The sequence below is a fragment of the Oceanisphaera submarina genome, from assembly GCF_046521305.1.
In the GTDB taxonomy this organism is placed as follows: domain Bacteria; phylum Pseudomonadota; class Gammaproteobacteria; order Enterobacterales; family Aeromonadaceae; genus Oceanimonas; species Oceanimonas submarina.
Map to the genome: position 1 here is coordinate 23,655 of NZ_JBKGFN010000019.1, position 14,414 is coordinate 38,068.

Annotated in this window: 10 protein-coding genes; 6 read left to right on the plus strand and 4 right to left on the minus strand. The window is 60.7% G+C overall.

What is annotated here, in order from left to right; genetic code table 11:
* Window positions 1-5: 5 nt before the first annotated feature.
* The 4 genes from ACLEIV_RS15955 to ACLEIV_RS15970 all read right to left on the minus strand — a co-directional run bounded on the left by ACLEIV_RS15955 (window position 6) and on the right by ACLEIV_RS15970 (window position 5,620).
* Window positions 6-1,133 (minus strand): enoyl-CoA hydratase/isomerase family protein, encoded by a 1,128-nt coding sequence (locus ACLEIV_RS15955; RefSeq protein ID WP_410457617.1) that lies wholly within the window; start codon window positions 1,131-1,133, stop codon window positions 6-8.
* 223 nt (window positions 1,134-1,356) lie between these two features.
* Window positions 1,357-2,511, minus strand: coding sequence for an acyl-CoA dehydrogenase family protein (locus ACLEIV_RS15960; protein WP_410457618.1), 1,155 nt, complete (start codon window positions 2,509-2,511; stop codon window positions 1,357-1,359).
* Between the two features lie 399 nt (window positions 2,512-2,910).
* On the minus strand, window positions 2,911-4,404 hold the full coding sequence (locus tag ACLEIV_RS15965; RefSeq protein WP_410457619.1) for a CoA-acylating methylmalonate-semialdehyde dehydrogenase: 1,494 nt from the start codon (window positions 4,402-4,404) through the stop codon (window positions 2,911-2,913).
* A gap of 34 nt (window positions 4,405-4,438) precedes the next feature.
* Window positions 4,439-5,620 (minus strand): acetyl-CoA C-acyltransferase, encoded by a 1,182-nt coding sequence (locus ACLEIV_RS15970; RefSeq protein ID WP_410457620.1) that lies wholly within the window; start codon window positions 5,618-5,620, stop codon window positions 4,439-4,441.
* Window positions 5,621-5,914: 294 nt separating this feature from the next.
* Between ACLEIV_RS15970 and ACLEIV_RS15975 the strand changes: the two genes are divergently transcribed.
* The 6 genes from ACLEIV_RS15975 to ACLEIV_RS16000 all read left to right on the plus strand — a co-directional run bounded on the left by ACLEIV_RS15975 (window position 5,915) and on the right by ACLEIV_RS16000 (window position 14,380).
* Window positions 5,915-7,078, plus strand: coding sequence for an isovaleryl-CoA dehydrogenase (locus tag ACLEIV_RS15975; RefSeq protein ID WP_410457621.1), 1,164 nt, complete (start codon window positions 5,915-5,917; stop codon window positions 7,076-7,078).
* A 202-nt stretch (window positions 7,079-7,280) separates the two neighbouring features.
* Window positions 7,281-8,885, plus strand: coding sequence for a carboxyl transferase domain-containing protein (locus ACLEIV_RS15980; RefSeq protein ID WP_410457622.1), 1,605 nt, complete (start codon window positions 7,281-7,283; stop codon window positions 8,883-8,885).
* A gap of 8 nt (window positions 8,886-8,893) precedes the next feature.
* Entirely contained in the window at window positions 8,894-9,691 is a 798-nt protein-coding gene (locus ACLEIV_RS15985) for an enoyl-CoA hydratase-related protein (protein WP_410457623.1), read from the plus strand.
* Window positions 9,684-11,699 carry an ATP-binding protein gene (locus ACLEIV_RS15990; protein ID WP_410457624.1) on the plus strand — a complete coding sequence of 672 codons (2,016 nt, stop codon included), beginning with the start codon at window positions 9,684-9,686 and terminating at the stop codon, window positions 11,697-11,699. The genes ACLEIV_RS15985 and ACLEIV_RS15990 overlap by 8 nt, the downstream gene beginning before the upstream one ends.
* On the plus strand, window positions 11,696-12,586 hold the full coding sequence (locus ACLEIV_RS15995) for a hydroxymethylglutaryl-CoA lyase (RefSeq protein WP_410457625.1): 891 nt from the start codon (window positions 11,696-11,698) through the stop codon (window positions 12,584-12,586). The genes ACLEIV_RS15990 and ACLEIV_RS15995 overlap by 4 nt, the downstream gene beginning before the upstream one ends.
* A gap of 330 nt (window positions 12,587-12,916) precedes the next feature.
* Window positions 12,917-14,380, plus strand: coding sequence for a carbon starvation CstA family protein (locus ACLEIV_RS16000; RefSeq protein WP_410457626.1), 1,464 nt, complete (start codon window positions 12,917-12,919; stop codon window positions 14,378-14,380).
* Window positions 14,381-14,414: the final 34 nt, after the last annotated feature.

Here is a 14,414-nt window from a genome sequence, read left to right on the forward strand (position 1 = left end):
CTCCGTTACAGACTCGTCAGCGGATTGACCGGCCAGGGTGATTCGAATAAAGCCGCCAATATCCCTTCGTCCACGTCCTTCAGGCTGGTGAAAGTCCAGTCGGGCCTGTTGTCTTTGTCGATCAGCCGCGCCCTTATCCCCTCGGCAAACTCGCGAAACCGGCACAACTGCACCGACAGCGCCAGCTCCTGGCGAAACACCTCGGCCAGGGAGCTATGCCGGCTGCGGCGCAGCTGCTCGGCGATCACGGTTATAGCCAGCGGGCTGCCCACCGTCAGGCTTTGCCGGGCCTTGTGATACCAAGGGTCTTCAAGTTCGGCATCGAGTATCGCCGCCACCTTGTCTTCCAGTCGGTCTTTATCCAGCAGGCGGCGGATCTGAAATTGATGCTGCCACAAGGGAGACGGCAAGCCGGAAAAAACATCCGCCGAGTCAGCCTCCAGTTGCCGCAGCACCGCATTTACCCTCGCCTCGGGCCGGCTCCAGTCTGCCACCGCCAGCAAAGCCGGCAGCAACTCGGCTCTCTTGTCGGCGGCGATGGCCCTGTTGCTCAGTCCCAGCCAATGGGCGTCGTTCCCATTGATGGCACAGCCGGTCAGGGCAATAAATTCCCCCAGCCCCGGCGGTAAATGATTGAGAAACCAGCTGCCGCCCACATCCGGATACAGCGCTATGGTCACCTCCGGCATCGCCAGCCGGCTGGTGTCGGTGACGATACGGTGCGAGCTGGCACTGAACAGCCCCATGCCGCCGCCCATGACGATGCCACCGCCCCAGCACAGCACCGGCTTGCCGAAAGTATGCAGCAGATAATCGAGCCGGTATTCCTGCTCGAAGAAACGAGCCGCCAACTCGGGAACCGGCGCCAGCCCCCGCTCATCGTCAGGCCCGGTGGCGCAAATGGAGTGATACAGCGTCACCACATCGCCGCCGGCGCAAAAGGCTTTATCGCCGGCCCCATCGAGCAGCACCGCCACCAGCCGCGGATCCTGTTGCCAGGCCCTCAGTGTCGGCAACATCTGTTCGATCATCTCCAGCGTCAGGGCGTTGAGGCTGCGCTCGGCATTCAGCCGGACGTGACCGATACGGTTGCCATCAGCCGTCTGATATTCTTCGATGATCAGGCCGCTCATTCTTTCTCCTTTTTCTGCTTTCTCAGAGTCAATCCCCCTTGCCTTTTGAACGACTCGGGGCCGTCTGCTGGTGGTGCCATCAGGCGGCTGCGAAGAAGACAGGGGAATCTGCTCCGCCGACCTTTCGTTTCAGGAATAAAACGGAGAGCCCCGGGGATGGGTGCATGGCGAGTCGGAGGAGCGGATCCTTTGTCCGTCTTGCGCCACCGTTTCACCGACACCATCACAACTCCCCGCTTCCTTCCGCCAGCACCCGACGGGCAATCAGCAATTTCATGATCTCATTGGTACCTTCCAGAATACGATGCACCCGGGTATCGCGCAGATAACGCTCCAGCGGATACTCACGGATATAACCGTAACCGCCATACAGCTGCAGCGCCTGGTCACACACCCGAAAGCCCACGTCGGTGACGAAGCGCTTGGCCATGGCGCAATAGGTAGTAGCATCCGGGTGGCCCGCATCCAGCTTGCAGGCAGCCAGCCGGACCAGTTGCCGGGCCGCCACCAGCTCGGTGGCCATGTCGGCAATGGTAAATTGCAGCGCCTGAAACTCGGTCAGCTTGCGGCCGAACTGACTGCGCTCCTGCAGATACTGCCGCGCCTTGTTCAGCGCCTGCTGGGCCGTACCCAGCGAGCAGCTGGCGATATTGATGCGTCCGCCATCCAGCCCCTTCATCGCTATCTTGAAGCCTTCTCCCTCCCGCCCCAGCAGCTGGGTTGCCGGTACCTTGACCCCCTCGAAGGTGACGGTGCGGGTCGGCTGACTGTTCCAGCCCATCTTGTCCTCGGGCCGGCCATAGGTGATGCCGGGGCTGTCGGCATCCAGCGCGAAGGCGGAAATGCCACCGGCTCCCTCACCGCCGGTGCGGGCCATGACGACCAGCACCTGGGTACTGCCGGCACCGGAGATAAACATCTTGTTGCCATTGAGCTCGTAATGCTCACCGATCCGGCGGGCGCTGGTTTTAAGAGCCGCGGCGTCGGATCCGGCACCGGCTTCGGTCAGGCAGTAGGAGCCCAGCAGTTGCCCAGTGACCAGCCCTTCGCCCCAGCGAGCCCAACCGTCCCGTGTTCCGAAGCTAGCCACCATCCAGGTGACCATGTTGTGGATGGTGAGGAAGGCGGTGGTAGAGGTGCAGCCCATGGACAGGCGTTCGAAGATCAGGCTGGCGTCGAGCCGACTCAGACCCAGACCTCCGGCCGACTCGGGGGTGTAAAGGCCGCAGAAACCCAGCTCTCCCGCCTTTTGCAGCACCTCGACCGGAAAGTAATGGTCCCGATCCCAGTCGGCGGCATGGGGCTCCAGTTCGTTACGGGCGAAGTCATCGGCCAGTTCGACAAAGGCGCCTTGCTCGTCACTCAGTTCAAAGTCCATAAGATCTCCCTTTGGTCATGGCCTTGAGTCTTAAGCTGAAATCTACAAAAGTTTTCTGTCGAGTCCTGCACTCCGCAGGACAAAAGGCACTGCTTCGCCAACACGCCGTAAACCCGCGCCGTCCATGACGCAGAGGGGGCGGCGAAACAGACACTCCTGGTCCTTTGAGCTGCCACCGAGCCTCCCGAAAACATCTATCAGGCAACACCGATGTCGCGTGAAGCAGCGGCAGGGATTGCCGGAGCCGACCGTCACATATCAGGGATGGCATGCGCCGTGCGTCCCAGGGAGGAGCTTGAAGCGTGTCGGCACAGGCAGCCCTGCTGATGCTTATTCTTGCCGGCTTCACAAACGACTGGTGACTAACATGCAGGCCGATGGCTTTAGACATACCGCTGTTCATTTAAGGTGAATCGACATGTTGGGTCCGGCCACGATCTCGTCATCAAACCAGCGGGCTGTGACGGTCTTGGTTTCGGTGTAAAAACGTACTGCCTGTTTGCCATAGGCATGCAGATCTCCGTAGAAGGACTTACGCCAGCCGGTGAAGGAAAAAAACGGCAGTGGTACCGGTATGGGGACATTGATGCCGACCTGTCCGACCTGGATTTCGTGCTGATACTTCCGCGCCGCCGCCCCCGACGCGGTGAATATAGAGGTGCCGTTGCCATAGGGGTTGGCATTCACCAGGGCGATGGCCTCATCCAGGCTGTCTACCGTCATCACCAGCAATACGGGGCCGAAGATCTCTTCCTTGTAAATGCTCATGTCGCTGGTCACGCCGCCGAACAAGGTCGGTCCCAGCCAGTTGCCGTCCGGGTAGCCGCTCACCTGAACCTGGCTGCCGTCGAGCAGGCAGTCGGCGCCTTCACCTTTGCCCCTGGTTATCAACTGCAGCACCCGCGTTTTGGCAGCTTGGCTTATCAAGGGACCGTAACCGGCATCCGGGTCATTCCAGATGCCGGGGCGCACCTTGGCCATCGCCGCCTTCAAATCGGGTATCCAATTGCCGGCCTCACCCACCAGCACCGCTACCGAAATGGCCATGCAGCGCTGCCCGGCGGCGCCGACCGAGGCACCCACCAGGTTGTTGACTGCCTGCTGCCGGTTGGCATCGGGCAGTACCACCATGTGGTTCTTGGCGCCGGCAAAGGCTTGTACCCGCTTCAGGTGTTCGGTGCCGGTGCGGTAGATATGCTGCCCCGCCGCAACCGAGCCGACGAAGGAAATGGCCCGCACCTGAGAGTGCACCAGCAGCAAATCGACCACCTCCTTGCCACCGTGTATCACCTGCAGCAGGCCGTCGGGCGCACCGGCTTCCATAAACAGCTCCGCCAGTCGCATCGGCACCAATGGATCCTGCTCCGATGGCTTGAGCACGAAGGTATTGCCGCAGGCGATGGCCAGCGGAAACATCCACAGCGGTATCATGGCCGGAAAATTGAATGGCGTGATGCCCACACACACACCCAGCGGCTGGGTCAGGCTGTAACAGTCGACGCCACCGGCCACGTTTTCCAGCGCTTCGCCCATGCTGAGGGCGGCAATATTGGCGGCCTGCTCCACCACTTCGATACCGCGCCACACATCGCCTTTGGCATCCTCGAAGGTCTTGCCGGTATCCCGGCTGAGCAGGCGGGCGATCTCGTCGTGCTGTTCTTTCAGCAACGCCTGATAACGCAGCATCAGCCGGGCTCGCTCCGGCACCGGAGTTTCTTTCCACGTCACAAAGGCATCACTGGCCGCCGCCACCGCCGCCTCTACCTCCGCCGCCGTGGCACAGGGCAGACGGGCAATCACCTTCTGGGTGGCCGGATTGTTCACCTCCAACCATTGCTCGGTGCGGCTGGGCACCATTTTGCCGCCAATCAGCAGCGGAACCTGATACGCCATGGTTTTACTCCCTCTGGGTTCAATAAGCTCCAGGTTAAATCAGCTCCAGCGCCACCGCCGTGGCTTCGCCGCCGCCGATGCACAGCGCCGCCACCCCTCGTTTCAAGCCGCGCCGACGCAAGGCATGCAGCAGGGTCACCACAATACGCGCCCCACTGGCCCCTATGGGATGGCCCAGGGCGCAGGCGCCACCGTTGACGTTGACCCTGGCTGCATCCAGCTTCAGCTCCTTCATCGCCAGCAGGGTGACCACGGCGAAGGCCTCGTTTATCTCGAACAGGTCCACCTCGTCCGCCTGCCAGCCCACCTTTTCGAGCACTTTTCGAATGGCCCCGATGGGTGCCAGGGTGAACTCGGCTGGTAACCGGGCATGAGTGGCATGAGCCAGCACCCGGGCCTGGGGGCTGAGTCCCAGCGCCCGGGCCCGTTCGGCGGTGGTCACCACCAGCGCCGCAGCACCGTCGGAAATGGAGCTGGAATTGGCGGCCGTCACGGTGCCGCTTTGGGTAAAGGCCGGCTTGAGCCGGCGAATCTTCTCCGGTCTGGCCCTGCCCGGTTGCTCGTCGGTCGCCACCGCCACAATGCCATGGCGACTTTCCACCGGCACGGGGGTGATTTCTTCGGCAAAATCACCATCGGTAATGGCCCTTTGCGCCCGACTCAGCGACTCGAGGGCGAAGCCGTCCATCGCCTCCCGGCTGACGCCAAATTTATCCGCCGTCTGCTGGGCGAAAGTGCCCATCAGTCCGCCCTCATAGGCGTCTTCCAACCCGTCGAAAAACATGTGATCGAGCAACTGGACATGCCCCATACGCAAGCCCGCCCGCGCCCTGGGTAACAGGTAGGGCGCCAGGCTCATGCTTTCCATGCCGCCGGCGATCATCAGACCGGCACTACCCGCCCTGAGCTGGTCGCAGGCCAGCATCAACGCCTTCATGCCCGAGCCACACATCTTGTTGACCGTGGAACAAGCGGTACTCACCGGCAGTCCCGCCGCCAGCGCCGCCTGCCGGGCCGGCGCCTGGCCCAGGCCTGCCGCCAGCACGCAGCCCATCACCACTTCATCCACCTGCTCCGGCGCGACCCCGGCTCTTTGCAGGGCGGCGGCAATGGCCGCGGCCCCCAACTCCGGCGCCGGCACTGTGCCCAGTTCCCCCTGCAGCGCCCCCATAGGCGTGCGGGCTGCGCCCACTATCACTATCTCGCTGTTGGTCATGCTGGCTCCATCTGTTCTAGCAACCGGCCAATAAAGGGGTGGAGGACGCTGGAAGGAAGCGGCTAAACCGACCGTGACATGCCATGGAGGGCATGTCCGAGCGTACAGGGACGTATTTACAGCGCGTCGGCATGTCGCTCCTTCCAGCGCCATTCACCTCCGAATACTTATTCAAGCTTAGCCAAGCCTCGCTCGCTTCATTGCACTATAGTTAATTCGGCAATACCGGCAGCAAACGAGCCCACATTCTCCACCACCTCATCCGTGTTCAGCCCCCAGAAAGAGGAGGACGCCATGACCCCCTACCCGCCCCTGAATATCGGCCTGGACGATACCCTGACCATGCTGCAAGAGCAGGTCGCGCTCTTCGCCGCGCACGAAATAGCCCCCCTGGCCGAGGCCATCGACAGAGACAACCGTTTTCCCGCCGAGCTCTGGCCCCGACTCGGCGACATGGGGCTGTTCGGCATCACGGTGGACGACGCCTACGGTGGGGTGAACATGGGCTATCTGGCCCATGTGCTGGCGATGGAAGAAATCAGCCGGGCCTCGGCGGCGGTGGGGCTGTCTTACGGCGCCCACTCCAACCTGTGCGTCAACCAGATCCACCGCCACGGCAGCGAAAAACAGAAACAGCGCTACCTGCCGCCCCTGCTGAGCGGAGAGCATATCGGGGCCCTGGCCATGTCCGAGCCCAACGCGGGATCCGACGTGGTGTCGATGAGCCTGCAGGCCCGTGCCGACGGCGATGACTTCGTGCTGAACGGCACCAAGATGTGGATCACCAACGGCCCCGAGGCCCAGGTACTGGTCGTGTACGCCAAGACAGATCCCCAGGCCGGAGCCCGCGGTATCAGTGCCTTCATAGTGGAGCGCGACACACCCGGCTTCAGCCACGCCCAGAAGCTCGACAAGCTCGGCATGCGCGGCTCCAGCACCTGCGAGCTGGTGTTTCAGGACTGCCGGGTGCCCGGCGCCAATCTGCTCGGTCCGCCGAACGGCGGAGTGGAGGTGCTGATGAGCGGGCTCGACTACGAACGGCTGGTGCTGGCCGGTGGCCCGCTCGGCATCATGCAGGCGGCCATGGATCTGGTGCTGCCTTATGTACGAGAGCGCAAGCAGTTCGGCCAGTCCATCGGCGACTTTCAGCTGGTACAGGGCAAGCTGGCGGACATGTACACCCGGATGAACGCCGCCCGTTGTTATACCTATATGACGGCGATGGCGGCAGACCGGGGCCGGCTGTCCCGCAAGGATGCCGCCGGTGTGATACTGCTGGCTTCCGAAACAGCCACCCAGATGGCCCTGGATGCCATACAGCTGCTGGGCGGCAACGGTTATATCAACGAGTTTCCCGCCGGCCGCCTGCTGCGGGATGCCAAGCTGTACGAAATCGGCGCCGGCACCTCGGAGATCCGCCGCATGCTGATCGGCCGCGAACTGGTGCAGAATCGATAATCGGCTGATATGTGGATAAGTATGCCCATCATCAATGCAGAACGAAGCCAAAGGCGCATAGCGGCAAAAGGGCCAACTCCACCGACTCGCCGTAACCCCATCCCTGGGGGCTCGGCGGCGCCATCCATGGCGCCAACGATCGGCAGAGCTTGCTCCTTTTTACCGCTGTTTCGACTCCGAATTGGCTGCCTGGGAGCAAACCATGACCATACTACCCAATAACGTTGATCCCGAGTCGGATCGGTTCCGGGAAAATCACGAGGCCATGGCCGCCGAGGTGGCGGCCTTGCGGGAGCGGGTCGCCATCATCGAGCAGGGTGGCGGCGAAGTCAGTCGAAAACGACACACGGACAGAGGCAAGTTACTACCCCGGGAACGGGTGCGCTTGCTGCTGGACCCGGGGGCACCCTTCCTGGAACTGTCGCAACTGGCGGCCCTTGATGTCTACGACGAGGCTCTTCCGGCGGCGGGGCTGATCGCCGGCATAGGACGAGTCAGCGGGGTCGAGTGCATGATAGTGGCCAACGACGCCACGGTAAAAGGCGGCACCTATTATCCGCTCACGGTCAAGAAGCACCTGCGCGCCCAGGAAATTGCCGAACGCTGTCGCCTGCCCTGCCTCTATCTGGTCGACTCAGGCGGTGCCCATCTGCCCAGCCAGGCCGATGTATTCCCGGATCGGGAGCACTTCGGGCGTATCTTCTTCAATCAGGCACGGATGTCCGCCGCCAACATTCCCCAGCTGGCGGTGGTGATGGGGCTCTGTACCGCCGGTGGCGCCTATGTGCCGGCCATGGCGGACGAGTCCATCATAGTACGCCATCAGGGCACCATCTTCCTCGGTGGGCCGCCACTGGTGCGCGCCGCCACCGGCGAGGTGGTCAGTGCCGAAGAGCTGGGGGGTGCCGAGGTGCATACTCAAACCTCGGGCGTGGCGGATCACGCCGCCGAAGACGACGCCCATGCCCTCTGGCTGGCTCGCCGCCTGGTCGCCAATCTCAACCGTTCGCCACTGCCTGCACCGTCCCATGCTCCGCTGCCGCCCCGTTACCCCGCCGAAGAACTCTACGGCATCGTCGGTACCGACCTGCGCAAGGCGTTCGAGGTACGCGACGTTATCGCCCGGCTGGTGGACGACTCGGCCTTCGACGAATTCAAGCGCGACTACGGCACCAGCCTGGTCACCGGCTTCGCCCGCCTGCACGGCTATCCTATCGGTATTATTGCCAACAACGGCATCCTGTTCAGCGAATCGGCCCAGAAAGGCGCCCACTTCATCGAGCTGTGCTGCCAGCGCCGAATACCGCTGCTGTTTTTGCAGAACATCACCGGCTTCATGGTGGGCAGAAAATACGAAGCCGAAGGTATCGCCAAGCACGGTGCCAAGCTGGTGATGGCGGTAGCCTGCGCCAATGTGCCCAAAATCACCCTGATCATCGGCGGCAGCTTCGGCGCCGGCAATTACGGCATGTGCGGCCGGGCCTATGATCCGGACTTTCTGTGGATGTGGCCGAGCGCCCGCATTTCGGTGATGGGTGGCGAACAGGCCGCCGGTGTGCTGGCGACGGTACGACGCGAGGCGAAAGAAAAAACCGGTGAAGCCTGGAGTGAAGCAGACGAAGCCGCGTTCAGGGCCCCCATCGTCGCACGCTACGAACGGGAAGGGCATTCCTGCTATGCCAGCGCCCGGCTGTGGGACGACGGCGTGATCGACCCGGCCGACAGCCGCACCGTGCTGGCCATGAGTCTGGCACTGGCGCTGAACCGGCCCATGGACGAGCCCCGCTTCGGGGTCTTTCGCATGTAGGAGGCATCATGAAGGAAACAGTGCGGCTTGAAGAGCATAGCCCCGGCGTCTGGCAGCTGATACTGGACCGGCCCGAGCGCCATAACGCCTTCGACGAGCAGTTGATTATCACCATGAGCGAGCGGCTGGAACAGGCTGCCCTCCTGCCCGATCTTCGTTTGCTAATCGTCCGCAGCACCGGAAAACACTTCGGCGCCGGGGCGGATCTGAACTGGATGCAAAGGGCCGCCACCCTCGATGAGACACAGAATCTGGCCGATGCCCGGCAGTTGGCGCGGTTGTTATGGCAACTGGACCGCTTTCCTCATCCTACTATCGCGCTGGTGCAGGGCGCCGCCTACGGTGGCGCCCTGGGGTTGATTGCCTGCTGCGATCTGGTGGTGGCCGCGGCCGATGCGCGCCTTGCCCTGAGCGAAGCAAAACTGGGCTTGATCCCTGCCACCATCAGCCCCTATGTACTGCGCGCCATCGGCGCCCGACAAGCCCGGCGCTATATGCTCACCGCCGAAGTCATAAACGCCGCCGTGGCCGAACGGCTGGGGCTGGTACATTTGTTGGCAACTCCCGAGCAGAGTCTGGATGAAGCGGCGGTCCCCTTGATCAAGGCCATTATCCGCAACGGCCCCCAGGCCCTCACCGCCGCCAAGCGGCTGATACGGGACTTTTGTGGGCACCCCATCGACGAGCCGCTGCTCAATTCCAGCGCCCGCCGCCTCGCCGCACTGCGGGTCGGTGCCGAGGCTCGGGAAGGGCTGGATGCCTTTATCAACAAGCGCCCGCCGGCCTGGGAGGATAAGGATGTTTAGCAGAATACTGATTGCCAACCGGGGTGAAATTGCCTGTCGCACCATTCGCACCGCTCACCGACTCGGCATCGAGACGGTCGCCGTGTATTCCGATGCCGATGCAAATGCCGCCCATGTGGAGCTGGCCGGCGAGGCCTGGCGGCTGGGTCCGGCTCCGGCCGCCGAGAGCTATCTTCGCCAGGACAAGCTGCTGAGCATTGCGCAGGCCGCCGGCGCCGAGGCCATTCATCCGGGCTACGGCTTTCTGTCGGAGAACGCCGATTTCGCCCATGCCTGTGCCGAGCAGGGACTGGTCTTTATAGGACCGCCCGCCGCCGCCATCACCGCCATGGGCTCCAAGTCTACCGCCAAGGCGCTGATGAGTGCCGCCGGTGTGCCCGTGGTGCCCGGCTATCACGACAACAACCAAAGCCTGCCGGTGTTGCGCCATGAAGCCGAGCGCTGCGGCTTTCCGCTGCTGCTGAAGGCGGTAGCCGGCGGCGGCGGCAAGGGCATGCGGCTGGTACATACGATTGATGATTTCGACGAGGCTCTGGCGTCCGCCCGGCGAGAAGCCAAGGCCGCTTTCGGCAACGACGCCATGCTGCTGGAACGTTACCTACCAGAGGCCCGCCATGTGGAGGTGCAGGTATTTTGCGATCAGTTCGGCCATGGCATCTATCTGGCGGAACGGGACTGCTCGGTGCAGCGCCGCCACCAGAAGGTGCTGGAAGAAGCCCCCGCCCCCAACCTTTCGCCGGAAACCCGTGTCAAGATGGGCGAGGCGGCGGTACGGGCGGCACTGGCTATCAACTATCGCGGGGCCGGCACGGTGGAGTTTCTGTGTCTGGAGGACGGCCGCTTTTTCTTCATGGAAATGAACACCCGCCTGCAGGTGGAACATCCGGTTACCGAACTGGTCACCGGCCTGGATCTGGTGGAATGGCAATTGCGCGTCGCCGCCGGCGAGCCGCTGCCTCTGACCCAGGAGCAGGTAAAAATCCGGGGCCATGCCGTGGAGGCACGAGTATATGCGGAAGATCCCGAGCACGATTTTCTGCCCGCCGCCGGCACCCTGCATTATCTGCACGAGCCCGATACCGGCATCATGACCAGACCAGATACCGTTATCCGGCTGGATACCGGCGTGCGCCAAGGCGACGAAGTCGGAATCTTCTACGATCCGCTGATCGCCAAGCTAATCGTCTGGGCCCAGAGCCGCGAACGAGCACTGCAGCAGCTGACAAGCTCCCTGGGCCAGTATCGCATCGGCGGTGTCCGCACCAACCTGCGCTTTCTGCACGCGCTGGCCGGGTCGGCCCCGTTGAGGGCCGCAGATCTGCACACCAGCTTTATCGAACAACACAGTGAGCTGTTATTTTCGCCGCCCTCCCTGGCGCCCTCCCGGGTGCTGGCGCTCTGCACCGCCTTTGTTCTGCTCACCGAATCCGACGAAGACGCCTCCCCCTTCGCCGGCCGACAGGGCTGGTGGCTCAATCTACCTAGCCGTCGCCACCTCTCGTTCATGCTGGAAAGCCAGATCTGCGAGGTCGATATTCATCTTGAATGTGAAGGCTGGAAAGTAACGGTTGACGGTCAATCACATCAAGTCACCGCCGAACTGCACCGAGACCGTTTGCAGACGGTGATCGACGGGGTGCCGCTGCGTTGCCATCTGGCCCGGCATCAGCATAGGCTATGGCTGTTTTATCAGGCCGAGCGTTTCGACGTGCAATTACACCAGTCCGATGTCGAACACACCAAAACGCAACATGGCAGCGGCCTCTGTGCCCCCATGCCGGGGCTCATCGGTCAGCTAAAGGTGGCGACTGGCGAGTCGGTGGCTGCCGGCCAGACCCTGTTGATCCTGGAGGCGATGAAGATGGAGCACCCTATTGTCGCCCCAGCCGCCGGGCGGGTGGCCGAGCTGTATTACCGGGAAGGCAGCCAGGTTGGTGAAGGCGCCGAGCTGCTGCGACTGGAGCCAGAACAGGATCAAGAGCAGGATCAGGAGCAAGAGACACCATGAGCGACAAGGTCAGACTGGTGGAAGTCGGCCCGCGGGACGGGCTGCAAAACGAAGCGGCTTCGGTGCCGTCCGCCATCAAAATCGAGCTGGTCGAACGGCTGGCCGACTGCGGCCTGCGTCATATCGAGGCCGCGAGTTTCGTCTCTCCCAGGTGGGTACCGCAGATGGCCGATGGCCACGCCGTGCTCACCGGCATTCGACGCCGCCCCCACGTTATCTACAGCGCCCTGACCCCCAACCTCAAGGGGCTGGAAGCCGCCCTGGCCGCCGGTGTTGACCAGGTGGCCGTGTTCACCGCCGCCTCGGAGTCCTTCTGCCGGCACAATATCAATGCCTCTATCGCCACCAGCCTGGCACGCTTTGCGCCGCTGTTAGCCCTGGCTCAAGAGCAAGGCATACCGGTGCGCGGTTATGTGTCTACCGTGCTGGACTGCCCTTATGAAGGCGCCATTACTCCTGAGGCGGCAACACAAGTCGCCAGCGCCTTGTATCAAATGGGTTGTGCCGAAATTTCTCTGGGCGATACGCTGGGCACCGGCACACCCACGCGGGTAAAAGCCCTGCTGAGCGCCGTGAGTCAAGAAGTCCCCCTGCCGCAGCTAGCGGTACATTTTCACGATACCTACGGCCAGGCGCTGGTAAACATTTATGCCTCCCTTGAGCACGGAATACGCATTATTGACAGCTCGGTAGCCGGCCTCGGCGGTTGCCCTTACGCCCCCGGAGCTTCGGGTAATGTCGCCACCGAAGAAGTGGTGTATTTATTACAGGGCTTAGGTATGCTGACGCGCGTGAATCTGGACCAACTGGTGCAGACCGGCCGTTGGATTAGCCGGCAGCTGGGTCGGCGCAACGGCGCAAAGGTAGGGCTGGCCTGGACAAAGTAAAAACGCCCGTACATTCCGGATCCCGACATATCGGAAAACGTTCGGCTCCTCGGGCCAGAGCCCGGATCAGCAGAATGGTTAATACCTGAATTTACTCCCTGATAATATGATCTCTTGCAACATACCAACACACATGTTGCGGCAGAATCAATCAAGGTTTGACCAAATCACGCGAAAGATGCCCCGTCATCAGCCGGATAACTCAAGCCGCCCCGGTTAAGTTTAATCATCAACACCTGCGGCTATAATCTGGTACTCAGTAGGTCGGTAGTGTGTTACCAGGCAGGAAAGGTGAACCACCAAGCACTTAATTAATAAGGGATTTTATAAATGCTTATTTTCTTTATCAGTATTACCTTACTTATTCTCGGTTATAAGTTCTACGGCCCCTTTGTTGAAAAACAAGCGGGCATAGACCCTAAGGCGCGCACGCCTCAGCAACGCCTGGATGACGGTGTTGACTACGTTGCCATCAGCCCGGTTAGAGCGTTTTTAATTCAATTCCTGAACATTGCCGGTGTTGGACCCATTTTCGGCCCTATTCTCGGTGCCCTCTATGGGCCCATTGCATTGGTGTGGATCGTGATTGGTAACGTATTAGGTGGCGCGATACATGACTATTTCTCGGGTGTAATGAGCCTGAAAGAGGATGGTAAAAGTTTACCGGAAATTGCCGGTCATTATTATAACGTGGTCTTCAAAGGTATCATGCTGGTGTTTACCTGCATGCTGCTGTTTTTTGTGGGTGTGGTTTTTATTATGAGCCCGGCAGGGCTATTGAGTAACCTATCCTATTTTGAAGGCACCTTTCTAGCCGGCAACAGCTTCTGGGTATTGTTGATTTTAGGCTATTACTTTTTAGCTACCTTGCTACCCATCGATAAAATCATCACCAAGCTGTATCCGTTATTTGGTCTGTTAATGATTGTCATGACCACCTTGATTGCCGGGGCCTTGTTACTGGAAGCACCGCACCTGCCGCAAGTGGGCGATGTTTTTGCTTACTTTGATGGGCATGACCATGCGGACTTGTTAACGCCCAATCCGGATGGTTTACCCGTATGGCCGTTATTGTTCCTAACCATTACCTGCGGTGCCATCAGTGGTTTTCACTCCACACAATCGCCTATGATTGCCCGTTGCCTTACCAATGAGAAATATGCACGCCCGGTGTTTTATGGCGCCATGATGTGTGAAGGCATCGTCGGTTGTGTATGGGCCCTGGCGGGTATTGCCGCTTTCCCTGGTGGTTATGAAGAGTTGAAATCAATGCTGGATATTGGTGGCCCAGGCTTGGTGGTTAACCATATTGCAACCAGCTATCTGGGTGTAATTGGTGGGGTTATGGCTATTCTGGCTGTCGCCATTTTCCCCATTACCTCTGGCGACACTGCGTTTCGCTCATTGCGTTTAACCATTATGGATGCGTTCAGCATCTCACAAACCAGCTTGCACAGACTGGCATTATCTGCGCCCCTGCTTGGTATCGCCTATTTGATGACCCTCCTGGATTTCGCGTTAATCTGGCGCTATTTCGCCTTCTCAAACATGCTGCTATCCACCAGCGTGCTGTGGTTAGCCACCAAGTACCTGTTCGACAGAGGCACTTTCCATTGGGTTACCAGTATTCCTGCCGTTATCGGCACGGCCATTACTGTCTCTTATATTACAACCAATCAGATTGGTTTCAATTTACCGATGGAATACAGCCAAGCCATAGGCATAGTGACGGCCATCATTTGCTTTACCGGCCTGGTATTACAGCATAAAAAACGCCCTGTAAGAGTGATGTAAAACCGAACCCCTCCAGCAGCTATAAATTAAATAA

Coding starts and splice junctions, on each gene's coding strand:
- ACLEIV_RS15955 (WP_410457617.1), bottom strand. CDS start 1,133: ATGAGCGGCCTGATCATCGAAGAATATCAGACGGCTGATGGCAACCGT.
- ACLEIV_RS15960 (WP_410457618.1), bottom strand. CDS start 2,511: ATGGACTTTGAACTGAGTGACGAGCAAGGCGCCTTTGTCGAACTGGCC.
- ACLEIV_RS15965 (WP_410457619.1), bottom strand. CDS start 4,404: ATGGCGTATCAGGTTCCGCTGCTGATTGGCGGCAAAATGGTGCCCAGC.
- ACLEIV_RS15970 (WP_410457620.1), bottom strand. CDS start 5,620: ATGACCAACAGCGAGATAGTGATAGTGGGCGCAGCCCGCACGCCTATG.
- ACLEIV_RS15975 (WP_410457621.1), top strand. CDS start 5,915: ATGACCCCCTACCCGCCCCTGAATATCGGCCTGGACGATACCCTGACC.
- ACLEIV_RS15980 (WP_410457622.1), top strand. CDS start 7,281: ATGACCATACTACCCAATAACGTTGATCCCGAGTCGGATCGGTTCCGG.
- ACLEIV_RS15985 (WP_410457623.1), top strand. CDS start 8,894: ATGAAGGAAACAGTGCGGCTTGAAGAGCATAGCCCCGGCGTCTGGCAG.
- ACLEIV_RS15990 (WP_410457624.1), top strand. CDS start 9,684: ATGTTTAGCAGAATACTGATTGCCAACCGGGGTGAAATTGCCTGTCGC.
- ACLEIV_RS15995 (WP_410457625.1), top strand. CDS start 11,696: ATGAGCGACAAGGTCAGACTGGTGGAAGTCGGCCCGCGGGACGGGCTG.
- ACLEIV_RS16000 (WP_410457626.1), top strand. CDS start 12,917: ATGCTTATTTTCTTTATCAGTATTACCTTACTTATTCTCGGTTATAAG.